This window comes from Rossellomorea sp. GCM10028870 (assembly GCF_042666755.1).
Lineage (GTDB): Bacteria > Bacillota > Bacilli > Bacillales > Bacillaceae_B > Rossellomorea.
This window is the reverse complement of record NZ_JBHTGN010000001.1, coordinates 233,645-256,590: the sequence shown is the minus strand read 5'-3', so window position 1 is coordinate 256,590 and position 22,946 is coordinate 233,645. Positions and strand designations below refer to the sequence as shown.

Sequence of the window (22,946 nt, the reverse complement as noted above, 5' to 3'; positions counted from 1 at the left end):
AAATTTTTCAGTTTTCAGCGTCACCGTCATTCGTTGTAATGGATCCTTCTTCGGCAGGATTCGTATATTGAATAAAAGGATTCTTCTTCATTGAAGGGGGCGGACTGTCAATGGACGGCACACTGTCTTGCAAATCTGTAAGCTCCGGTAAATAAAAAGCAGAGACCACTAGTTGATAGGTTAGAGGTTCGGGCTCCCTGCCATCCTGGACAGGACTCATTTCTTCCCTTCCCTCAAACACAAGTTGATTGATTTCTACAATTCGTTCAAGATTTTCCAGTTCACCAATGAACTTCTCCATTGCAAAATAGTTTTCTGATTCAACCGTCATGGTGATTTGTAATCTCTTTACAGAAGAAGTGTCCTTTTCCATCACTTTCTCATCTGAAGGTTCTCCTCCATTTCCCAAGGCGGGATCTTCATTTTCTTCACTGGAAAACAGGAAATCTTCCTTCGCGAAGCTCATAGATTGAATCGTACTTTGAGACAGGACCTCTACTTTTTCAAACTGAAGGATGAGCTGTTCTGTTAGCGGATCGACGGGAATTTGCCCTTGCAGACTTTTAGTATCCCTGTATGAATGGTTTTCAATTTGAGATGTCTTGGTTTCAATTGCTGCTAAAATCTTTTGTTCTGTTTTCAGTTCCTCATGTTTGATCCTCAGCCTGTCTTTTGGGGGAGAATAGACAAAGAAATAGAAGAGAAACAAGGTAAATAGGCACGCTAACGTAATTCCTATTAAAAGCAGTCTTTCTTTTTTGTTCACTGCTGACATCATTCCTCGACCTCCTCTTCTAAGGAGGTGTCATCTGACTGTTGAAGTTTTACAGAATCAAGGGAAATTGAAAAATCAGCCAGATACCTGGGGACCACTCCACTTTCATCCCAGTCCATATCTTCACCGGTCATATTGTTTGTCGTGATCTCAAGGATTTCTGCTTCTTTAATCCACTCTACACCTTTTAAATGATGCAGATAATAGGCTGCTTCCCGGGATGAATCAAATTGTATGGAAGCATTAATTGATTGTCTTTCACTATATTCAAAGGTCTGAATGAATCCCCGGGGAGGCAGTAACGAGATCAGCTCGTTGAGTACAGGAACTGTCTCGACTGGATAGTTTGTCATCCATTCAATTGTTTCCTTAAGCTCCCTTGCTCCTTGGGAAGACTCTGAATCAAGCAATTTCGTTTGTTGTACTTCAATGATTTTTTTCGTTTGTGAGATACCTTCAATCGTTCTTTCCGTTTCCGATTGAACGCTTCGAAGGGAGAAAAAGAAGAAGAGACATACAACAAAAAATACTAAAAGAATGATAGCGGTACTGGATACAAACACAGCACTCTTCTTTTCTTTTTCCGGCAATAGGTTAATATCAATTAGATTCAACATATTGCACCTCTTTTAGCGCCAGACCCAAAGCTATGGCAAACTTATCGGATATCTTCCCGCCATCCACAGTGTGGATCCCTTCCAGACGTTGAAAGCCGACGGGGATACTAAGTCTTTCCTTTATATACATTTCAATCTCACGTATATTCGGATGATCACCACTAATGAGAGCCCGTTCAACAGAGAAATCTCCTTTGTGGAGTGAATACTGATAAAAGTTCATCACTTTCTCTATTTCACTGAACGCATCTTCGACATTTCTCCAAGCGAGATGCTCTTCAATCAATACGTTCTTATTTTCCTGCTCTAACACAATCGGTCTAGTAAAGATCGGTTTATGCTGTCGGAAAATGGAGATGGTTAATAATCTCTCATCAAAATGCAGGAACATTGTATGCTCATGTGGTGAAACGGATCTTTGCTCTACTGATAACCTGTAAAGAGAGAGGGGTGAAATGTCTGCAACAATGGGCTTTAATTTCGCATCCTCCAGCACATCTTTGTAGCTATCCACCACTTCCTGATGGGATGCGATTAAAAGGACCTCTCTACCATCTTCCACTTCATCTAACAAAGCATAGTCAAAAACGGGATCTTCAAAAGGCAAATGAATGCTAGTACCAATTTCTAAAAACAAGTATCCCTCTATTTCATCTTCTTTCAGATCAAGGGGAATCCTCACTTTTCTTAGCACGACAAACGGATCAGGTGCGACAAATCGCATCGATCTTCCTTTAATTCCCCACTCCTCTACACATTCTTCCAATATAAATGATAGAGTTTGTTCATCCATGATCCTTCCACCTTTAATGACTCCGTCCGGAAGGGAGCGTTCCCCACATGCCTGAACAACTAGTGGTGAAGTCTGCTTCAACTCTAGAAAGCGGATGAAATTGTCTGTGAACACGATATTGGATGTTTTTTTGCTGCTAGAGAGAAACGATAATAAACCCATGGAATGAACCCTTTCTTTACATTAATAGAAAAACGATAGATATGCGGATAGGATGGCATCGTAATACAAATAAGCAAGGATGGTCCCTAAAGCGATAAACGGACCGAAGGGAATCGGTTTACCTTTCTCAATGACCTTGAATGCCAGTGCAACCAAGCCAAAGATCGCTCCAAAGAAGGTTGCCAGCATGAAGGACAGGATCATGACCTTCAATCCGACAACGAAGCCGATGACTCCATATAACTTGATATCGCCTCCACCCATGCCGCCTTTACTGACGATGGCGATCAGAAGAAGGAGCCCGAATCCAACAGCGGCACCGACCAGACTATCCCACCACGGGGTCAACGGAATAAACAGACGTTCCAACAAAAAAATCCCCGCAAAAAATAGTAGTACTTTATCCGGAATGACCATGTATTTCAAATCAGAAACGGTAATGATGACGAACAATGAAATGAGCGTCCATGCGACAAGCAGCTCCCATATGAATCCAAACTCAAGATACGCGAGGACAAATAGACTGGCATTCAATGCTTCCATAAACGGATATAAAGGAGAAATGCGCCCTTGACACCGGCGGCATTTCCCCTTTTGAATGAGATAAGAACAGACAGGAAGCAGCTCGAGGGCAGTCAGTTGATGACTGCAATACGGACAGCTCGACCTTGGCTTTACAATGGATTTCTTTAACGGCACCCGCAGGCCTACTACGTTGTAGAAGGAGCCTAGGAGGAGTGCGTAGATGGTGATTAAAATTAACACTTTAATTATCTACTTCATCCGCCAAGTCATCTTCAGAGATAGCTGTAGTTGGCGATACCTCATGTCCTGATATACTAAACTTACCATCAGTAAAAGTAACAGTATAGCCCTTATCTTTTACTTTAGATACATAACCACTTAGAGCTGCACTTACTTCCGCCTCTCCATCATGAGTCCATTTAGTTTGATCTGGATCCTCTGCATGAGCTAACCTGGCTGCATCAATAATCTGCAATGCTTCCGCTACCTTTGCATCATCCTTACTCTTATTAATGATCCCACCAATACTCGGCACAGCAATCGCCGCAATAATACCAAGAATAACAATGACAGCAAGAAGCTCAACCAGTGTCAAACCTCTCTCATTCTTCAACATTTTTCTCATTTTCTTCAACATTTCTTCATTTCCTCCCCATAACCTTTTGTAGTACTTTAGTACTCTTTTAATCTACCTATATTATACAACACAGAAAATAAAATATAAGTCTAAATATGTAAATATTTATCATAATTGCTAGAAATTTTGCACATTGTTAAATATTTCAAACATCGGGATCATGATGGCCGTTACAATCGTCCCGACCAGTCCCGCCAATAGAACGATCATGAGTGGCTCTATTAATGCTTTAAGTTGATCTGTAGAGTTTTCGACTTCTTTCTCATAGAAATCCGCCACCTTGGAAAGCATGCTATCAAGTGATCCTGTTTCTTCTCCGATGGAAATCATTTGTGAGACCAGGGGCGGAAAGGCCCAGTGTTTTTTCATGGGTTCCGTTAACGTTCCGCCTTTTTCAAGTGATTCTCTCGATTCTTTGAGAACTGCCGCAATGACTTCATTTTCCACTACCCGTTCGACGATAGCCAACGACTGAAGGATGGGAACCGAGCTTGAGAATAAGGAACTCAATGTCCTTGTCATTCGGGCTAAAACCGCTTTTTGGAGTAGTTTACCGAATAGTGGGATACGCAGTAAGAAGTAATCCAAATAGTATTTCGACTCTTTTCTCTGTCTTACCACTGCAATGCCTGTGATCATGAGAATGACAAGGAATAAAAGAAGGTACCAAAAACGCTGCACTGTTTCACTGGCACCGAGGACGAATCTCGTGATTAACGGTAATTCTCCCCCGAAATCGTCAAACATATCCACGAAAGTCGGCACGACAGCTGCTAGTAAGAAGATGACAACCCCAATGGCGATCACGCCAACAACTGCAGGATAAGAAAGGGCCGCGATCACTTTTTGCCGGGTTCCATGCTGCTTTTCGTAGTGATCTCCAAGTCTTTCCAGGGTCTCATCCAGACTCCCCGTTGCTTCCCCCGCTTTCAGCATATTGATGAAGAGGGGCTCAAACACTTTCTTATGCTTGCCGAATGCATCTGAAAGGGGATGTCCCTCTTTCAATTCTATTTCAACGTCTATAAGTATTTTCGTTAAGGCTTTACTATCTGTTTGACTGCTTAGAATGCGGGTCGCGTCCACGACTGTGACTCCCGCTTTCAATAGAGTAGAGAATTGCCTGAGAAAAATCACCATATGTTGAAGCTTGACAGGGTTTCCTAAAGTAATTTCTTTCGTTAAAAGTGTCTCTGGAATTTCCTCCACTGAAATAATGCGGATGCCTTGATTCTTCAGCAGGAGCATTGCCTCTTTTTTGGTAGCAGCCGTGACCTGGCCTTTTTTCTTCCCTTTTTTATCTCGTCCTTCATACTTAAATCTGCCCATCTTTAACGGTTCTCCTGAAGAAATGGAGAGGCCACTTCTTTCGAAATCATACCGGCGTGTAGATATCTGCTGACATTCGATTCAAAGAGCTCCATTCCCTGCGCTTTAGAAGTTTGCATGATGGTGGGAATTTGATGAATCTTTTCAGAACGGATAAGATTCGCAACCGCTGAATTATTCAGAAGGATTTCCGAGACAGCAATCCTGCCTTTTTTATCAACTGTAGGCAGGAGGCGCTGAGCAATCACTCCCTGCAGAACCGTTGCAAGCTGAACCCGGACCTGGGATTGCTGTTCAGCCGGGAATACATCTATAATCCGTTCGATTGTCGAAACGGCACTGGACGTATGCAGCGTCCCCAGGACTAAATGACCGGTTTCAGCTGCTGTAATGGCTGTTTGAATGGTTTCCAGATCGCGCATTTCTCCTACCAGAATGACATCGGGATCCTGCCTCAATGCACTTCGCAATCCGTATGCAAAGGACTTTGTGTCAAACCCGACTTCCCGTTGATCAATAATGGAAGAACCGTGCTTATGTAAGTACTCTATCGGATCCTCAAGCGTAATGATATGCTTTCTCATCGTCTGATTCATATAATGAATCATCGAAGCAAGCGTCGTAGATTTTCCGCTTCCGGTCGGGCCCGTCACCAACACCAACCCTTGATGCTTTTCTGCTATCTTCATTATCACAGGGGGGAGCTTTAGTTCTTCCAGGGTCGGAATATTTCTGGGCACAACACGTAATGCAATCGAAATACAAGAACGTTGAAAATAGGCATTCACACGGAACCGTGAGACACCTGGGAGGGCATAAGAAAAGTCCATTTCCCCCCGTTCCTTGAATTCCGTCCATAAATGCTCGGGAACAATGGTTTTTGCCATTTGCTCTGTATCTTCCGGCTTCAGCACATCCTGCCTATATCTCTTTAAGTCTCCATGAATTCGGAAAACAGGGGCTGATCCTATCGTTAAATGAATATCAGAGGCCTTTGATTCAAATGCCTCCCGTAATAGATGATCTATCCGTTCCTTCAAGTCATACACCTTCTTTACTCTATTGCTACACGCAGTATTTCCTCTGTCGTGGTCAATCCCTGCTTCACCTTAAACAATCCATCATCCAAAAGAAAAATGGTTTTGTGATTATTGGCAACTTCCCTTAATGTGGAAAGGGATTCATTATTCATGATGATTCTCTTCATTTCATCGTTTACGACCAGTACTTCATGAATGGCCATTCTTCCTTTATAGCCTGTCATATTGCACGAGGCACATCCTCTGCCACGAATGACCTTTTCGATTGTCATTCCTCTGCGACCAAAGATTTCTTTCTCCCTCACTGTAGGGATTTCTTCTTGTGCACAATCCCGACACACTTTTCGAACAAGACGTTGAGCGACAATGCCGCTTACAGAAGTCGCAACCAAAAAGGGCTCGACCCCCATATCTATAAGGCGTGTTACCGTGCTTAAGGAATCATTCGTATGGATCGTACTGAGAACTAAGTGTCCCGTCAGTGAAGCTCGTATCGCTACTTCAACCGTCTCTCTATCACGGATTTCCCCTACCATGATAATGTTGGGGTCCTGCCTTAGGATGGACCTGAGACCTGTAGCAAAAGTAAGGCCGACATTGGTGTTCACCTGAATTTGGTTAACCCCTTCCAATTGATATTCAACTGGATCCTCAACCGTAATAATATTGACCTCTTCACTATTCAGCTTGTTCAAGGCTGCATACAAAGTAGAAGATTTACCTGAACCAGTAGGGCCCGTTATAAGGACGATCCCGGTCGGGCGATCAATCAAATCTTGAAATCGTTTAAGGTTTAAACTGTTGAAGCCGAGTTGCCCCAGGTCATTTAACGATGAACTCAGGTCCAGTATACGAAGGACAATTTTTTCTCCATATACCGTCGGCAGGGTCGAGACCCTTAAATCAATCGGACGAAAATCGATGTTCGTTTTGATCCTTCCATCCTGAGGTACCCTGTGCTCCGTGATATCCAATTGAGACATGATTTTGATGCGGGCCGTCAGCATGCTTTGCATATGCTTAGGGAGAGAGCGATCAGTCCGCAAAATGCCGTCCACCCGATAGCGAATATGTACTTTTGTTTCCTGAGGATCGATATGGATATCGCTCGCCTTTTGCGTCATGGCATTGGATAACAATTGATTGACAAGATTGGCGATGGGAGAGTCCTGATCTGTCAGTGCTTCATCCTCTAATGGATGACGCTCATTCCCCACCCCTTTTAACTCTTCAAAGCTTTCATCCATATCGTAATACTTACTGATTGACCGAAGGATATCGTCCTTTGTTGCGATGGACGTCTCAATATAAAAGCCAGTGGATAATCGCAGATCCTCGGTCGTGTAGAAATCCATTGGATCAGCCATGGCTACAAACAGCTTATCTCCCTCTTTTTTAAGTGGGATGATTAAATTCCGTTTTGCCACTTCTTTTGGAATCAAATGAAACAGCTTGGGATCAAACGGGTATCGAAATAAGCTGACATGAGGAATGCCTAATTGAAACTCCAGCACTTCAATCAGCTGCTGTTCTGTAATGTATCCTTTTTGTAAAATCGCATCTCCCAGCTTCTGATCGATCCCCTTTTCTTTGAGAGCCGTTTGAAGCTTTTCTTCTGTTAACAAACCTGATTCAACTAATAAATCGCCTAAACGTTTCCGCTCTTGTGCCATGCCATTCCACCTAACTGTCATTTTCTTATTTCATATCGGGCAAAGGAAGATCCTCTTCAGAAGAAGAAGCATTGGAGTTCTGTTTCGTTGAAGGGGAATTTGCATTGTCAGGTGAATCCGACTGTTCATCTTTCTCTTGATTAGATGGACTTTCTTGAGGCACTGAGCTGTCCCGGGTTTTATGCTCTTCAACCTCAGAACTCGTTTCATCCACCTCTGAAACATAGACCGCTTTCCCTGCCACATAATCTTTCATACTATGTAACTCTTCTTTATGAACGGGAAGGTAAAAGTCTTCTGATACCTTTTCTTCCTTGAGAAATTCACCCTTCATTGTCTGAAAGCTCCTCCATACTTCAACCTGCATTCCGTTTCGGCCTTCTTTCGTTACCATTACTTCACCTGTATGTAAGTATGGACTGTATTGCTTGATCACTTTCGGTTTAAAGACCAGCTTGTCCCTTCGCTCTACCGTCACCCTATACGGAAGTTCTGCGCCCTTTAGTGAGATGGAAAGCAGATCTCCTTGCCACTGAAGGGTGATCGTATAAGACCCACTGTTAGGATTTGAAAAAATAAAGTCCTTACCCTGTTCTTCATTTACATAAGCTTCCATCCCTAATTCAGTACCATCAGGAAGCTCCCTGCTCTGATTTCTCTCAATCACCTCAAAGTTTGTCGGCAGTATCAGCTCATAAAGACATGAAGCGAGAGTGCTAAGATCTTGGTCAGTTGCTCCAGTGAATCCTTCCCCCTCAATAAACTCCAGTAAGGAGAACGGTGAGGCCCCTCTTATTTCAATCTCAGGGTTCGTATCAATAAACTGCTGAAGCCCTGGTGTCAATGGTAGACCATCGACTTTGATCTCTGAAATGGTTTCAATGGTAGCTTCGCTCTTACTTTTGTGTTCTGGATTTTGATCAGAAGGACCCGCAACATCTTTGTTCTCGCTGCCGGAAACAGGTTGAGCCGGTGATAGGAAGCGATCATAGGCCAAAGCACCCAGATGAGCAAAACTGAATAAACCTATGCTGCACAACACTAAAAATACGGATAGCTTTGTAAAAGGTGTTCTTTTACTCATCACAGATGCCCCTTTTATTCTTTTTCCTTATAGGTTTTTTAGATGTTTTGAAGAAAGGATGTAAACTGATTTAAACGTTGTTGAAGGAGGAACTTAGAAGTATAATTCGATGAAAATTAACAAAATTCGACTACTACTATTTTAGTATATACAGTTGTAAATGGAAAGCTACTATTTGCTACAAATAGAAAAAAATAGAATAAAAGTCATAGTTTTCGTTCAAAAAAAACACCTCCACAAGTAGGAAGGTGTTTTCCGAATTCATTTCACATACTGAGCCACCCGATTCCGTCCAGCCTGCTTCGCACCCGTATAAAGTGCCCGATCCGCATGGCGGATAAGAGCAAGTGTATCATCGGCATCTTCCGGTGCGGTTGAGACTCCAATGCTTGCGGTGATCCGGACCATCATTCGTTTGTTGGATTCGTCCAGGCTGTCATGGAGAGTGAAGGGTTCATTGGCAATCGCACCTCTGACATTCTCAGCAAGCAGGAGTGCTTCATCCCGTTTCGCATCCGGAAGAAGGATGACAAATTCCTCCCCTCCGTATCTCGCAACTGTACCTCTTGAATCGATAAGGGTACGAAGGCGTTCGGCAAGTTCAATCAGGATTTCATTCCCGCTCTGGTGGCCATAGTTATCGTTAATCACCTTGAAGTGATCCAGGTCGAGCATAATGAGTGATAGACTTTGTCTTTTCCCAACATCGAGATGATTGAATTCAAGCGTCAGGAGATCTTCAAAATATCGGTAATTGTATAGTCCTGTCAGGGCACATCTTTCACTGTTTTTCTTTGTCCGTTCATGGTGTCTTGCATTTGCGATTGCCACGCCTAAATAGGAACATAAAATATCGACAATCATCAATTGATACTTTTCATAGGCTTTCTTTTTGGAAGAGGCCAATAGAAGGATCCCTCGTACCTTTTGACTTCTTACAATGGGTACGCACAAAACACTTTCCACTCCCTCAGGCATATACCCTTCAGCGATATCGGTCCATTCAGATCGTGAAGTGTAGAGGACGGACTTCCCGGTTTCCCATACTACACCGCTGATCCCCTGGTTTTTCTTTAATGGACGCAGGTTATTCGACTTCATTTCTCCATTTTCAACACGCCTCAAGAGGACAAGTTCCTCTTCCTGGCAATCAAGGATATATGCATACTCAACCGGGAGGGTCTCGATGATCTTCTCGATGAATATATCAAGCACTTCTTTTACTTTCAGGCTTTCGGTTAATTGGTGACCGATTTCACCCGCTTTTTGAAGGTATTCATTGATTTTTTCAGAAGAGTTATAGAGCTTTAAAATGATCGATAAGCTCACAAAAGGGATACCGATCAATAGAGAAGCGAAGGCTCCCAGTTCAAACGTTAAATAATAGAGAGATAATGAGAGAGGGAACATGATCATATTTGCGGTAAAGTCCCAAACGAAATCCTTGCTGTAAAAACGGACATCATTGTTCACTACATAGCGTTGATACATTAAAAGAAGAATTTGATTGATCATAATCGAAACGATTTGATAACTGAGTATCGGAAATAGTAATTGACCGATACCCTTTAATCCGACTTCTCCACCGAATAGAAAATAAATGAGGCCGCTCACTAATGAAACAAGAAAGAACATCACTGAATTCAAGGGAATTCTATGCCAATCGGTTTTGGCCAGCCTGAGCCGGATAAGCAATGGGATAATAGAGAATTGCATGAGGACGATCTCAATAAATAATCCATACTTTATAAACCCTACGAGGGTCACCCACTGGATGAAGAAAATGGTGGCACCATTTATCACAATGGGCATGAGTGGGATAAAGGTGGCAAAAGCCACTAAGGTTAAAAGCTCCAGCTCATTTCCTGCAATATTTTCAGGAGGATAGTAGCGATAAGTAAAATATAATCCAGCAGGTACAACGGCTAGCCAGGCCAGCAATATGTACAGCTTCTTTTTTACTGATAATGTCATGTCTATCCTCCAAAGGTTCCGTTCGATTTAATATAGTCCTATGATACTATACTAGTTAAATAGTCACAAGTTTATGAATATTTTATCAAAGCGGTTCGATAAAGTCACTTACTTTTTTCTGTAATTTTTTAATTCATTCAGAAGATATGGTTTTACCTCAGATAGAAAATACAAAGAACCTGTTATGAGCAGTACTTCATTTTCTTTCAGCCCCGGGATCTTCTCTTGAAGAAACTCTTTCCAACGAGAAACTTTAACCTTATCAGGATGGGAAGATAATCCGTAAAGCTCTTCAGCTGATGCCACTCTTGGAAAGTCAAAGGTCGTGAACCCGATCGCATCCACTGCTTCTTCAAGATGAGAAATCATCGGCCGTAAGTCTTTGTCATTCAATGCGGAAAATAGAACCGTCACCCTCTTCTCCATAAAGCGATCCTGTATGGTTTTCACCAAGGCGCTAATTCCTTCAGGGTTATGAGCACCATCGATGTATATTTCAGGTTTATCTGAAAGGAGTTCCATCCTCCCCGGCCATGATGACTTTTTCAATCCAGCATTTATGTGTGTTCCTTCTACCTTTATGACATGCTCTTCAGAAAGCAGCTCAATTACCTTTATGGCAAGTGCGGCATTGTTCATTTGGTGAGTACCTATCATCGCAAGCTCGAACGTTTCATGTAAAGAAGGTGAATGATAGGAAAATTTTTCACCTTTTTCAAGGATCGAAAGACGTTCCACTGAGAAATCCTTTCCAAGTTCAAATAGATCGCTATCCATTTCTAATGCTCTACCTTTTATCACATCCGCCGCTTCTTTTTGGTGGACCCCTGATATGACAGGAACGGAACGCTTGATGATACCGGCTTTCTCATAGGCGATGTCTTCTAATCTGCTTCCTAAAAATTGCATATGATCAAGGCCGATACTCGTTATGACTGAAACCATCGGGGTGATGACATTCGTTGAATCGAGTCTTCCACCAAGTCCAACCTCATAAAGGACGAGATCGACCGGTTTCATTTCGGCAAAATAATAAAAGCTCATGGCTGTAATGACCTCGAATTCAGAAGGACTTCCCCATTCTGATTGTTCCATGCTCTCGGCAATGGGCTTTATTTTCTCCACAAGAAAAGTTAAGTCCTCATCTGAAACAGGATCTCCATTGATACTGATTCTTTCATTAAAACGTTCAAAGTATGGAGAAGTAAAGGTGCCTACAGAATACCCTGCTTCCTGTAATATGTTTCGCAAATAGGTTACAGTAGATCCCTTACCGTTTGTTCCCCCGATATGAACGGTTTTGAGCTTTTCATGAGGGTTTCCAAGCTTCTCTAACAAGCACTGCATTCTCTCCAGACCCGGTTTGATTCCAAGTCTGAGTCTTGAGTGTATCCATTCAACGGCTTTATCATAGGTTAACAATTATTATTCACTCCCTCTTTTAGGTTTCATTAGAAAAAGGGCTCTAATCGGATCTGATTGCTGAAGAGGATCTCCCCATAACAATCAGACCTGATTTTAAAGCCCTCTTCTTAACCTCTATTCACTCGGCAAAATTAAACTGACTTCAGCTCTTCTATTCTTGCTTTAACAGTCGCTTGTTTCTCTAAATAATCTTTTTCTTTTGCTTTTTCCTCATCTACTACTTTCTGAGGGGCTTTGCTTACAAATTTCTCATTGTTCAGCTTACCTTGAACACGGGAAACTTCCTTCGTCCATTTCTCCAACTCTTTTTGCAGGCGGGCAATTTCCTCTTCGATGTTGATCAGCCCTTCTAATGGAAGGAATAAGTCCACACCTGTAACGACTGCGGTCATCGCTTTTTCCGGTGTATCTAGATTTGTACCCATTTCAAGCTTCTCCGGGTTACAGAATTTTTCGATATACGCTTTGTTCTTCTCGATGATTGTTAGCGTATGTGCATCTTTCGCCTTTAGCATCAAGTTGATTTGCTTGCTCATCGGCGTGTTAACCTCAGCACGGACATTACGTACAGCACGAATGATATCAACGAGCAGCTTCATCTCTTCTGCTGCCGCTTGGTCTGTAAGTTCTTCTTGAACCGTCGGCCATGCAGCCACCGTAATGGATTCGCCTTGATGCGGCAAGTTCTGCCATATTTCCTCGGTAATAAACGGCATGAATGGGTGTAGAAGTCTCATTGTGTTGTCCAGGACATGAGCCAGAATCGAACGGGTCGTTTTCTTAGCGGCTTCGTCCTCGCCATATAAAGGCAATTTAGCCATTTCAATATACCAATCACAGAAGTCATCCCAGATAAAGTTGTAAAGAACACGACCAACTTCACCAAACTCGTAACGATCCGCTAAACGTGTTACGGTTTCAATCGTTTCATTTAATCGGGTAAGGATCCATTTGTCAGCAACAGATTTTTCACCTGATAAATCAATTTCGTCATAGGTCATACCGTCCATATTCATAAGGGCGAAGCGTGATGCGTTCCAGATCTTATTCGCAAAGTTCCAAACAGATTCTACTTTCTCAAAGGAGAAGCGTAAATCCTGACCCGGTGAGCTGCCTGTAGATAGGAAGTAGCGTAGGGAATCTGCTCCATACTTTTCGATGACATCCATTGGATCTACACCGTTTCCTAATGACTTACTCATCTTACGCCCATCTGCATCCCGAACCAGTCCGTGAATCAGTACGTCTTTAAATGGACGTTCTCCCGTGAACTCCAGTCCCTGGAAGATCATGCGAGATACCCAGAATCCGATAATGTCATATCCCGTCACAAGTGTGTTGGTTGGGTAGTACCGTTTAAAGTCCTCTGCATTCAGATCTGGCCAGCCCATTGTTGAAAACGGCCATAGAGCAGAACTGAACCATGTATCCAGTACATCCTCTTCCTGTGTCCAGTTTTCAATATCTTCCGGTGCTTCATTGTTTACATAGATTTCGCCCGTTTCTTTATGATACCAGGCAGGGATGCGGTGTCCCCACCAAAGCTGACGGGAAATACACCAGTCACGCGTGTTTTCCATCCAGCGCAGGTATGACGTTTCAAAGCGATCAGGTACAAAGTTGACCTTGTTTTCATCCTGCTGAAGTTTTACCGCTTCTTCTGCCAGAGGATCCATTTTAACGAACCATTGAGTAGAAAGATATGGCTCAACGACTGCTCCACTTCTTTCTGAGTGGCCAACTGAATGCATATGCTCTTCAATCTTGAACAGAACGCCGGCTTCTTGAAGGTCTTTCACGATTTCCTTACGACATTGGAATCGATCCATCCCTTGGTATTTATCCGCCTTTTCATTCATGGTTCCATCTTCATTCATTACAAGAATACGTTCTAAATTGTGACGATTACCGATTTCGAAGTCATTCGGATCGTGTGCAGGCGTAATTTTCACTGCTCCGGAACCAAATTCCATATCAACGTAATCATCTCCTACAATCGGAATTTCACGTCCCACGATTGGAAGGGTAACTGTTTTACCGATTAAATGCTTGTAGCGATCATCTTCCGGGTGTACTGCAACTGCCGTATCACCAAGCATGGTTTCAGGGCGGGTTGTGGCAATTTCAATATGACCACTTCCATCAGCCAACGGATATTTCATATGATAGAATGCGCCTTGTACATCCTGATGAATAACCTCAATGTCTGAAAGGGCGGTTTTCGTTGCCGGGTCCCAGTTGATGATGTATTCACCACGGTAAATCAGGCCTTTATAATAAAGGTCGACAAATACCTTTTGTACAGCTTCCGATAAACCTTCATCCAACGTGAAACGTTCTCGGCTATAATCTAAGCCTAATCCAACTTTAGACCATTGCTGACGGATATGCTCGGCATATTCTTCTTTCCACTTCCACGTTTCTTCTACGAACTTTTCACGGCCCAAGTCATAGCGTGAAATACCCTGATTACGAAGTTTTTCATCCACTTTCGCTTGTGTGGCAATTCCTGCATGGTCCATACCTGGCAGCCATAATACATCGTAACCCTGCATTCGCTTCATTCTGGTCAGGATATCTTGCAGGGTTGTGTCCCAAGCATGACCAAGATGAAGTTTCCCCGTTACGTTCGGCGGAGGGATGACGATGGTGTAAGGCTCTTTCTCCTTATCGTTTGTCGCTTCGAAGTACTTCCCTTCGAGCCACCATTTGTAGCGTCCCTGCTCAATGGCATTCGGATCATATTTCGTCGGCATTGCTAATTGCTGATCTTGAGTTTCCATTTGTTTTCCTCCTATATTAGTGCGAATAAGTACACTTTTCTAAAAAAATAAAAAAATCCCCCGTCCTATGAAAAGGACGAAGGATTCCATTCGCGGTACCACCTTTTTTCTCAGGAGAAATAAACCTCCTGAACTCTCGACGATTATAACGGCTTTTAACCGGCTTCTACTACTGAAATTCATAGAAACAGCTCTCCAGGCGACCTTCCATTGTCTTAACGTAGAAAATCTCTCACCAAACGATTTTCCTCTCTGAAAGTAAGGGTCAATGTACTCTTCCTGTTCATTGCTTTTAAGGCATTATTTATTTACTAATTATAGTATAGGAAAAGATAAACTTTCGTCAATCATTATCGCCAATTTTTAATAAAAATATTCATTTCGCCTACTCAGGCACCATTCTATCCTGTATTCATAAGATAAAGTAGTGAATATACCCAGGAGAGTGAGTGGAAGAATATGAAAAAAATCAATCAATATACCATGCAGAAATGGATGGGAAACGCCCGATTAATATGTAAGCAATTCATCATCCCCTTTACGATCTTTCAAGGGGTCCGGACCATTTTGCTCCCAACCACTTTTGATGTCCTTCTTTTAACTCTGTTTATCGGTATAGGCCTTGCCATTTATTTCGATTGGATTTAATGGACTGACGAGATGTGGACTTCGCCAGTCCTTTTTTTATTCTGCTTCAGCCGCCTGCTCCTGTTTCTTTTTTTCCATTTCATCTAAACGCATGACAACGTATTCTGTATTTTTCAGCAGCCAGTAGTGTCGTTGCAATTTTTTGAGGGATTTACGTTCATTCCGCTTATCCTTCGGTGTATGAAAATACTTTTCCACCACTGCAATGACAGAGCTTGGATAAGCTAAATAACTCATGAACAGGAGCCGCTCTTCATTACGTACAGTAAAATGCAGAAAATAAGTGGTAAGCCACTCGACACATTCCTCGTAATACTTAGGATAGGTTTTCAACGTTCTCGACAAAAACGGCAAGAGATCATGAAATGGAGAAGCCATCCTTGAGTTCTCAAAGTTATGGAAATACCCCAACCCTCTTTCATCGAATAGAAAGTGCTCCGTCGAAACCTTTCCGTGGGTGATGACGGTCCTAACCTTTTCCAGCTCCTTCGTCTCTTCATACCACTCATCAAGCATCTTGCGTGAAAATTTCAACGCTTGAGTGGCATCCTTGTAATACATGCAGAAATGCAATTGAAAAGGAGACATATACGTTGTTTTTTCACATGCCTCAACATACTCATCGAGAAACTGTTGTTCTTTATCCCACCTGGATGTCAACTGCTCGTAATGAGATTCTCTCTCTTCTTTATCAATCTTTACTTCTTGAGACGAAAGAGTATGCAATCTTGCCAATTCCCGGAACATTTTCTGATGCTTTTCAAATTGATCTTCCCTTTCCAGGTTCAACAGCCAGGGCATCACATAGTATAACTCCCCTTCATTCCACACCGCATAACGCCCATCCAAAGTCGGGTAGATCGGAACAATGCGGTTATATCCCCTTTGAAACAATAGTTGCACATTCCGGACAAAGTCAACTCCAGTCTGGGCCGGGATCTGCTTAACAGCCAGAGTGCCTTTATTGGAAAACACTTTGGAAATCTTCCCGTAGCTCTCAACAAAATGGGGTTCTACGCCATAAGGTTGTAAGACATGCTTTAATCCATCAAGCGTTTGTACCATTCCTCTCACCTTCTAAGATTACTTTTCTAAAAAAAACGGACTAACTCCAATGAATTTGGTGTCAGCCCCATTCTTTCCTCTATATGTCCATTACGCTATTCTAATGTCTTAAGCGGGAACGACTTTACCCATATTCCTCTACCCTTTGAAGACATACTCGCTTTTCGGGATATAAAGAACCTGCCCTACATAGACGTCTTGATTGGCTTCAAGTTGATTGACCCTTAATAGCTGCGGAATGGTCAAATCATACTTTTCTGCAATATAGTCCAGGGTCTCACCCTCTTGAACAATGCATACCCGTAATGTTGCGCCCTTCTCCTCATCTTTTCTTGCAAAGAAATCGGTTAATGAAATGCTTTCATATTTCTTTTTACCTTTTGTCTTTTTCTTTTCTTCCGGTTCTTCCCCGCTTTCTTCCATCTCCGCTTCTACAGCTGATGAGGAGGACTCTTCTTCTTCGGCTTCCTGCTGCTTGTATTTAGGAGGCGGCGTGTAGGCGGCCTTTGGTTCAGACGGCTGCTCTTCTGATGACTCACTTAGTTCATGCTGAGGCAACTCAAACACGTTTTCTTTCCTGGAATAATTTTCCTCATAGGAATAAGTTGGCTGAGCACCGTATTGAATCTGTACGGGTATCTCATCCTCCTCTTCAGATGGTGGTGTCCGTCCTTCCAGATTAAACGGCTGGTACTCGTCGTCTTCAGAATCCTCTTCTTGCTCCTGCTCTTCAACGTTCGCCGTTAATTCTTCGACGTCGTAGTTCTCATACTCGTATACTTCTTCTCTTTCTTCTTGCTCTTCTTCTGTTTCTACTTCTTCCTCCGCTGTATCTTCTTCTACTTCGGCAACTGCACTAGAACGGTAAAGCGGCTCGTATTCTTCCTCTCTGCTAAATTCAGCTTCAAGGGGAGTGTGCGTCTGCTGTTCACCATAAATCCCTGTAATCGTTAAATCGGCATTCAATTTTAAACAAGCATTCTCAGGAACCATGTAATCGAATGACTCAACGAATACGTCGATATCGCCCAGATTGGCAATTCTATTTTTCGGAATCGTCACATCGACAGGGAAACGGTGGACAAATTCATACTCACCTTTTTCCCTCTTTTCAACTATTTGTACAAACTTACCACCTGCTTCAAACTCATCCTCTTCTTCGTCCCTAGGTGAAGTTGGTAAATATTCACCGGAAAGATCAAGGCTTCCCCTGATAAGTACGTACTGCTCTTGCTCTTGTATCGTTATATGAGGATCTAAGGAGATAGATAGCAATTCTTCAACTTCCTGTCCTTTTTTAAACCAAATTGATTCTTCCAAGGAAAATCGCAAACACGATTGTTGTTCTTGTGACAAAAGAAATTCCTCCTTTCAGGTTCCAAACAAAGAAATAGTAAACAATGCCATTATCACTTTATGAAACGAAAAGGAGGATTATGATAGGAAAACGAATATAAATAGCCGATCCCTAAAAAGGATCGGCTATCATCACTACTTCTTACTAATCTTTTCAAACGCTTTTTCCGCTGCTTCAAGGGTCTTTTCAATATCTTCATCTGTATGAGCTGTCGATAAGAATAGTCCTTCGAATTGGGAAGGTGGCAAGAATACACCTTCGTGTGCCATTTCACGGTAGTAATCAGCAAACATATCAAGATCAGACGACTTGGCACCTTCGTAGTTGGTTACTTCTTCATTCGTAAAGAAGATCCCGATCATGGAGCCTGCACGATTGATTCTGTGAGGGATGTTGTGCTTTTCTGCCGCTTTCTTTAAGCCTTCTTCCAGCAGGTCTGCTTTGCGGGCAAACTCTGTGTACGTTTCAGGAGTCAGCTGGCTCAGGGTTTCATATCCAGCTGTCATCGCCAATGGATTTCCGGATAGAGTTCCAGCTTGATAAATCGGACCGCTTGGAGCGATTCTCTCCATGATTTCAGCCTTACCTCCATATGCACCTACCGGCAGACCTCCACCAATCACTTTACCTAAGCAAGTTAAGTCGGGTGTTACGTTATAGTAGCCTTGGGCACATCCGTATCCGACACGGAACCCGGTCATGACTTCATCAAATATTAACAGTGAACCATGATTCTCCGTGACTTCACGCAGGCCTTCCAGGAAGCCTGGCTGAGGTGGAACGACCCCCATATTACCGGCAACAGGTTCTACGATCACACCGGCGATATCATCACCAAATTGTTCAAAGGCATAGCGGATGCTTTCTAAATCATTGTAAGGCACCGTAATCGTGTTCTTTGCCACGCCTTCAGGTACACCAGGGCTGTCAGGCAGGCCAAGAGTCGCCACACCGGATCCTGCTTTGATTAATAAAGAGTCACCATGACCGTGGTAGCAGCCTTCAAACTTGATGATTTTATTGCGGCCTGTGTATCCGCGAGCCAGACGAAGGGCACTCATCGTCGCTTCCGTACCAGAAGACACCATACGTACGACTTCGATACTTGGTACTCTTTCAATTACAAGCTGGGCTAGCTTGTTTTCGATTTCAGTCGGGGCACCGAAACTTGTCCCGTTTTCCGCTACTTTTTTAATGGACTCCACCACGCGGTCATTGCTGTGACCAAGAATGAGTGGTCCCCAGGATAGAACATAGTCAATGTATTCATTTCCATCAATATCGTAAATTTTAGATCCTTTTCCTTTTTCCATGAATATGGGATCCATCTTTACTGATTTGAATGCGCGAACGGGACTATTCACTCCGCCGGGCATTAGCTTTACTGCTTCTTTGAACGCTTGCTTCGATTTCTCATATGAACGCAATATCGGTTCCTCCTTTAGTGATCTTTCAGTCATCCTTACAGGAACTTTCCACCAATTAGGATAACCAATTCGCTACATCTTTTGCGAAATACGTAATGATGAGGTCTGCACCCGCACGTTTCATGCTAGTCAGCTTTTCCATTACGATTTCCTGTTCGTTTACCCAGCCGTTTTGAGCCGCCGCTTTCACCATGCTGTACTCTCCACTAACATTATAAGCGACAACCGGCGCATTAAAACGGTCTTTCACTTCCCGCATGATATCTAAATAGGAAAGGGCAGGTTTGACAATTAAGAAGTCTGCGCCTTCTTCAATATCGGACTGTGCTTCTCTTAACGCTTCCAGGCGATTGGCAGGATCCATCTGATACGTTCTGCGATCTCCGAATTGCGGAGTTGAGTGTGCGGCATCACGGAATGGACCATAGAAGCTTGAGGAGTACTTAACGGCATATGACATGATCGGCACATCATGATAGCCGGCCTCGTCCAATCCGTGGCGGATCGCTGCAACGAATCCATCCATCATATTGGAAGGGGCAATGATATCAGCACCCGCTTCAGCCTGGCTGACAGCCGTTTTTGCTAATAGATCAAGCGTAGGATCGTTCAGTACTTTTCCATCTTTGACGATTCCACAATGTCCGTGGCTCGTATATTGACATAAACATGTATCGGCAATGACGACAAGCTCAGGATAATGTTCCTTCACAAACCGGGTTGCCCGTTGTACGATCCCGTGGTCATGATACGCTTGTGTTCCTACCTCATCTTTTTCAGCTGGCACACCGAAAAGAATAATGGATTTTATACCCAGGGAAACCACTTCATCCATCTCTGCTTTTAAGTTATCAAGGGAAATATGATAAACTCCTGGCATGGAAGGAACGACATTCTTAATGTTTTCCCCTTCCACTATAAACAATGGATAGATTAAATCTTCTTTTCTTAGATGAGTTTCTCTTACCAACGCACGCATATGATCTGATTGACGCAGGCGACGATGACGGTTAAAATGCAGATCTTTCATATGTAAACCTCCTAAGTAGATAAAGCTTTATTTTGATGATCTATTTGCTATAAATTCTTTCATCTCGTTTACCATTTCATTTACAGTATAAATGCTTGGACAGATTTTTACATGTAATCCGTACTTTTCAGCCGTATTTTTTGTAATGGGACCAATGCACGCAATGGGAATGTCCCTGATCTCATCATGCAAAGTGTACTGATTGACCACCTTCATAAAATGATGGACCGTCGATGAGCTGGTAAACGTAATGATATCTGGATCCTCTTCTTTAATGATATCCTTCAACTGCCCGATGCTCCCTTTTGGAAGGACAGTTTCATAGACAATCCATTCCTCACAGGATACTCCTGCAGAGGTTAACACTGAAGCAATGACGTTTCGTGCCAAGTTCCCTTTTGGAATCAGGACGTCCCCTGACGGCTTCACTTTCGAAATGAATTCTTCTGCAAAGTCATCCCCTGTAAAATGTTCTGGCACAAAGGAAACAGGGATTCCATATTTCTTGCAATATTGTTCTGTCTTACTTCCGACTGCAGCAAACTTTCCGGAAAATGAAGATAAATCGAGCCGTAATCGATTCAATGCTTGAAGAAAGAATCTCACTCCATTTGTGCTGGTGAAAATAATCCATTCATACGTATGTATTGTTGAGTGAAGATTAACTTCCCACTTATCTTCATGAGGTTGAAAATGAAGGAGAGGTACCACAACCGGGACCCCTCCCTCTTTTTCTATGAGGGCGGCCGTTTCACTGGATCCCTCACTGCCACGAGTAATCAAAACCTTTATATTTTCTAAAGGCCCTTTACCCTTCATTATTGATCAAGCTCCTCTTTCACCTGATCGATGAGGGCTTTGGCACCCAGGTCTGTTAAGCTTTCAGCCACTTTTTCCCCTACTTGTTCAGGATCTTGTCCCACCATGTATTCTTTATAAATCGTTTTCCCATCAGGTGAAGCTACAAGCCCTGTTAAGGCTATGTCCCCATTGTCTTTCAGCTCAGCAAATCCTGCAATCGGCACCTGACATCCACCTTCCATTTTGTGAAGGAACGCTCTTTCAGCCGTAACAGTCTTTGTGGTCTCAACACAAGCAAACTTCTGAAGAAGTTCAAGCACCTCAGAATCATCTTCCCTGCATTCAATGGATAACGCACCTTGACCAACTGCAGGCAGGCAAAGGTCGGGATCAAGGAATTCCGTTACAACATCCGATGTCCAACCCATACGGGATAATCCTGCTGCTGCAAGGATGATCGCGTCGTAGTCCTCATTTTTAAGCTTCGTTAAGCGCGTATCGATATTCCCGCGGATCCATTTGATTTCAAGATCTGGACGAACGGATAAGATCTGTGCCCCTCTGCGCAGACTACTCGTTCCTACGATTGCTCCTCCCGGTAAATCTTTTAGAGCCACATGATTTTTACTGATGAACGCATCACGGTGATCCTCGCGAAGCGGTATACATCCGATGGTCAGTCCTTCGGGTAAGACCGCAGGCATATCTTTCATACTGTGAACGGCCATATCGATTTCTTTATCCAGCATCGCTTGTTCAATTTCTTTTACAAACAAGCCTTTTCCACCGACTTTCGACAGGGTGACATCAAGAATCTGGTCCCCCTTTGTGACAATTTCCTTCACTTCGAATTCGTAAGAGGGGTCCAGTGCTTTCAACTGATTGATCACCCAATTTGTTTGTGTCAGTGCTAATTTACTTCGTCTCGATCCAACAATGATTTTTCTCATAATGACCTCCTGAATCTTATGAATACCAGAAATGAAATGAAGACAACCGACTTCCTAAGAAAAAGTTAATTAGTATGATCAAGAAGGCTGCAACATTTAGAAAAGCTAATGATTTACCAAATACATTCTTTTTGATGCGCAGATATAAATAACTACTATATAAAATTAATAGAATAAATGACCCTACTATTTTCGGATCATACCATATGAAATCCGGGAGCTTGATATATGCCCATTGCAACCCAAGGATCAGGCTGAGCAGAAGCATCGCTACTCCAATGGAATTGGAAATATATGAAATCTTCTCAAGTTTAGACAGATCACTGATCCGCCATAACCTTTGTCCCCATTTTTTCTCTTTCAATAATTTAAATTGGAGGAGATAAAGCAAGGAAACCACAAAGGATAATGAAAAGGCTCCATATGAAAGGATGGCCATCGTAATATGAATCAACAATAATTCAGATACGAGCTGTTCTGCCATTGCCTGAGACTCTACCTGTACCGGTGCAAACGTATGGATCGCCATAATGATGAATCCAAGTACATTCGTAAAAAACACCGTAAAGTCCACCCTTAATAATCGATTGATGACAAGTGACAGGGTAATGAGGACCCAGGCATAAAAATAAAGTCCCTCGAAAATGGTGAGGACTGGAAACCTGCCTGTGTTCATCATGTAAAGAAATAAAAAGATTGTTTGAAGTATCCAAACAATCGCAAGTAACCAGAAGGCAAACAGATTCGCCTTCCGGTTTTTGTTTAAGAAATCTATAAAGTAAAAGAGAATACTAATAGCATACAGAACAATCATAAGTTCATGCAGCCTAGTCATCGTTTGTTCAAACATA

General features: G+C 42.7%; 20 protein-coding genes and 1 other annotated feature. Of the genes, 1 reads left to right on the top strand and 19 read right to left on the bottom strand.

Features of this window, described 5'->3' with window-relative positions; translation table 11 throughout:
* Positions 1–7: 7 nt before the first annotated feature.
* The 12 genes from ACFQWC_RS01270 to ACFQWC_RS01215 form a co-directional block, all read right to left on the bottom strand.
* Positions 8–778 (bottom strand): hypothetical protein, encoded by a 771-nt coding sequence (locus ACFQWC_RS01270; protein WP_377105723.1) that lies wholly within the window; start codon positions 776–778, stop codon positions 8–10.
* Positions 775–1,392: a hypothetical protein gene (locus tag ACFQWC_RS01265; protein WP_377105721.1), complete on the bottom strand. Its 618-nt coding sequence runs from the start codon at positions 1,390–1,392 to the stop codon at positions 775–777. The genes ACFQWC_RS01270 and ACFQWC_RS01265 overlap by 4 nt, the downstream gene beginning before the upstream one ends.
* On the bottom strand, positions 1,376–2,347 hold the full coding sequence (pilM, locus tag ACFQWC_RS01260) for a type IV pilus biogenesis protein PilM (protein WP_377105719.1): 972 nt from the start codon (positions 2,345–2,347) through the stop codon (positions 1,376–1,378). The genes ACFQWC_RS01265 and pilM overlap by 17 nt, the downstream gene beginning before the upstream one ends.
* Positions 2,348–2,368: 21 nt before the next feature.
* Positions 2,369–3,112 (bottom strand): prepilin peptidase, encoded by a 744-nt coding sequence (locus ACFQWC_RS01255; RefSeq protein ID WP_377105717.1) that lies wholly within the window; start codon positions 3,110–3,112, stop codon positions 2,369–2,371.
* Position 3,113: 1 nt separating this feature from the next.
* Positions 3,114–3,509, bottom strand: coding sequence for a type II secretion system protein (locus ACFQWC_RS01250; protein WP_377105715.1), 396 nt, complete (start codon positions 3,507–3,509; stop codon positions 3,114–3,116).
* A gap of 117 nt (positions 3,510–3,626) precedes the next feature.
* A complete protein-coding gene (locus ACFQWC_RS01245) occupies positions 3,627–4,838 on the bottom strand; it encodes a type II secretion system F family protein (RefSeq protein WP_377105713.1) in 1,212 nt (403 codons plus the stop codon).
* A gap of 2 nt (positions 4,839–4,840) precedes the next feature.
* Positions 4,841–5,878 (bottom strand): type IV pilus twitching motility protein PilT, encoded by a 1,038-nt coding sequence (locus ACFQWC_RS01240; RefSeq protein ID WP_377105711.1) that lies wholly within the window; start codon positions 5,876–5,878, stop codon positions 4,841–4,843.
* Positions 5,879–5,892: 14 nt separating this feature from the next.
* Positions 5,893–7,551, bottom strand: a complete 1,659-nt coding sequence (locus ACFQWC_RS01235) for a GspE/PulE family protein (RefSeq protein ID WP_377105709.1) — start codon at positions 7,549–7,551, stop codon at positions 5,893–5,895.
* A gap of 25 nt (positions 7,552–7,576) precedes the next feature.
* Positions 7,577–8,635, bottom strand: a complete 1,059-nt coding sequence (locus ACFQWC_RS01230; protein WP_377105707.1) for a VanW family protein — start codon at positions 8,633–8,635, stop codon at positions 7,577–7,579.
* A gap of 261 nt (positions 8,636–8,896) precedes the next feature.
* The gene (locus ACFQWC_RS01225; protein ID WP_299738792.1) at positions 8,897–10,609 is read right to left on the bottom strand and encodes a sensor domain-containing diguanylate cyclase; all 1,713 of its coding nucleotides are present in this window, start codon (positions 10,607–10,609) and stop codon (positions 8,897–8,899) included.
* 108 nt (positions 10,610–10,717) lie between these two features.
* Positions 10,718–12,031 (bottom strand): bifunctional folylpolyglutamate synthase/dihydrofolate synthase, encoded by a 1,314-nt coding sequence (locus tag ACFQWC_RS01220; protein WP_377105705.1) that lies wholly within the window; start codon positions 12,029–12,031, stop codon positions 10,718–10,720.
* Between the two features lie 134 nt (positions 12,032–12,165).
* Positions 12,166–14,817, bottom strand: a complete 2,652-nt coding sequence (locus tag ACFQWC_RS01215) for a valine--tRNA ligase (RefSeq protein ID WP_377105703.1) — start codon at positions 14,815–14,817, stop codon at positions 12,166–12,168.
* A 69-nt stretch (positions 14,818–14,886) separates the two neighbouring features.
* Positions 14,887–15,113: a binding site (T-box leader), on the bottom strand.
* 163 nt (positions 15,114–15,276) lie between these two features.
* Here ACFQWC_RS01215 and ACFQWC_RS01210 point away from each other — a divergent pair.
* Positions 15,277–15,465: a hypothetical protein gene (locus tag ACFQWC_RS01210; protein WP_044339496.1), complete on the top strand. Its 189-nt coding sequence runs from the start codon at positions 15,277–15,279 to the stop codon at positions 15,463–15,465.
* Between the two features lie 36 nt (positions 15,466–15,501).
* Here the strand turns inward: ACFQWC_RS01210 and ysxE are convergent, their stop codons facing one another.
* The 7 genes from ysxE to ACFQWC_RS01175 all read right to left on the bottom strand — a co-directional run bounded on the left by ysxE (position 15,502) and on the right by ACFQWC_RS01175 (position 22,945).
* Positions 15,502–16,530, bottom strand: a complete 1,029-nt coding sequence (gene ysxE, locus ACFQWC_RS01205) for a spore coat protein YsxE (protein WP_299738799.1) — start codon at positions 16,528–16,530, stop codon at positions 15,502–15,504.
* A 138-nt stretch (positions 16,531–16,668) separates the two neighbouring features.
* Positions 16,669–17,886, bottom strand: a complete 1,218-nt coding sequence (spoVID, locus tag ACFQWC_RS01200; RefSeq protein WP_377105700.1) for a stage VI sporulation protein D — start codon at positions 17,884–17,886, stop codon at positions 16,669–16,671.
* A 135-nt stretch (positions 17,887–18,021) separates the two neighbouring features.
* Complete coding sequence (hemL, locus tag ACFQWC_RS01195; protein ID WP_299738802.1) at positions 18,022–19,314, bottom strand: glutamate-1-semialdehyde 2,1-aminomutase; 1,293 nt, start codon at positions 19,312–19,314, stop codon at positions 18,022–18,024.
* Positions 19,315–19,369: 55 nt separating this feature from the next.
* Entirely contained in the window at positions 19,370–20,344 is a 975-nt protein-coding gene (hemB, locus tag ACFQWC_RS01190) for a porphobilinogen synthase (protein WP_299738807.1), read from the bottom strand.
* A 27-nt stretch (positions 20,345–20,371) separates the two neighbouring features.
* The gene (locus ACFQWC_RS01185) at positions 20,372–21,163 is read right to left on the bottom strand and encodes a uroporphyrinogen-III synthase (RefSeq protein WP_299738809.1); all 792 of its coding nucleotides are present in this window, start codon (positions 21,161–21,163) and stop codon (positions 20,372–20,374) included.
* Entirely contained in the window at positions 21,163–22,095 is a 933-nt protein-coding gene (gene hemC, locus ACFQWC_RS01180; protein ID WP_299738812.1) for a hydroxymethylbilane synthase, read from the bottom strand. The genes ACFQWC_RS01185 and hemC overlap by 1 nt, the downstream gene beginning before the upstream one ends.
* A gap of 16 nt (positions 22,096–22,111) precedes the next feature.
* Positions 22,112–22,945: a cytochrome c biogenesis protein gene (locus tag ACFQWC_RS01175; RefSeq protein WP_341356686.1), complete on the bottom strand. Its 834-nt coding sequence runs from the start codon at positions 22,943–22,945 to the stop codon at positions 22,112–22,114.
* Position 22,946: the final 1 nt, after the last annotated feature.

What these genes read in the sequence shown, in the direction of transcription:
- pilM (WP_377105719.1), bottom strand. Translation starts at nt 2,347, where the DNA reads ATGGGTTTATTATCGTTTCTCTCTAGCAGCAAAAAAACATCCAATATC.
- hemC (WP_299738812.1), bottom strand. Translation starts at nt 22,095, where the DNA reads ATGAGAAAAATCATTGTTGGATCGAGACGAAGTAAATTAGCACTGACA.
- ACFQWC_RS01250 (WP_377105715.1), bottom strand. Translation starts at nt 3,509, where the DNA reads ATGTTGAAGAAAATGAGAAAAATGTTGAAGAATGAGAGAGGTTTGACA.
- hemB (WP_299738807.1), bottom strand. Translation starts at nt 20,344, where the DNA reads ATGAAAGATCTGCATTTTAACCGTCATCGTCGCCTGCGTCAATCAGAT.
- ACFQWC_RS01245 (WP_377105713.1), bottom strand. Translation starts at nt 4,838, where the DNA reads ATGGGCAGATTTAAGTATGAAGGACGAGATAAAAAAGGGAAGAAAAAA.
- ysxE (WP_299738799.1), bottom strand. Translation starts at nt 16,530, where the DNA reads ATGGTACAAACGCTTGATGGATTAAAGCATGTCTTACAACCTTATGGC.
- ACFQWC_RS01225 (WP_299738792.1), bottom strand. Translation starts at nt 10,609, where the DNA reads ATGACATTATCAGTAAAAAAGAAGCTGTACATATTGCTGGCCTGGCTA.
- ACFQWC_RS01270 (WP_377105723.1), bottom strand. Translation starts at nt 778, where the DNA reads ATGATGTCAGCAGTGAACAAAAAAGAAAGACTGCTTTTAATAGGAATT.
- ACFQWC_RS01185 (WP_299738809.1), bottom strand. Translation starts at nt 21,163, where the DNA reads ATGAAGGGTAAAGGGCCTTTAGAAAATATAAAGGTTTTGATTACTCGT.
- ACFQWC_RS01210 (WP_044339496.1), top strand. Translation starts at nt 15,277, where the DNA reads ATGAAAAAAATCAATCAATATACCATGCAGAAATGGATGGGAAACGCC.
- ACFQWC_RS01230 (WP_377105707.1), bottom strand. Translation starts at nt 8,635, where the DNA reads ATGAGTAAAAGAACACCTTTTACAAAGCTATCCGTATTTTTAGTGTTG.
- ACFQWC_RS01265 (WP_377105721.1), bottom strand. Translation starts at nt 1,392, where the DNA reads ATGTTGAATCTAATTGATATTAACCTATTGCCGGAAAAAGAAAAGAAG.
- ACFQWC_RS01215 (WP_377105703.1), bottom strand. Translation starts at nt 14,817, where the DNA reads ATGGAAACTCAAGATCAGCAATTAGCAATGCCGACGAAATATGATCCG.
- ACFQWC_RS01235 (WP_377105709.1), bottom strand. Translation starts at nt 7,551, where the DNA reads ATGGCACAAGAGCGGAAACGTTTAGGCGATTTATTAGTTGAATCAGGT.
- ACFQWC_RS01175 (WP_341356686.1), bottom strand. Translation starts at nt 22,945, where the DNA reads ATGTTTGAACAAACGATGACTAGGCTGCATGAACTTATGATTGTTCTG.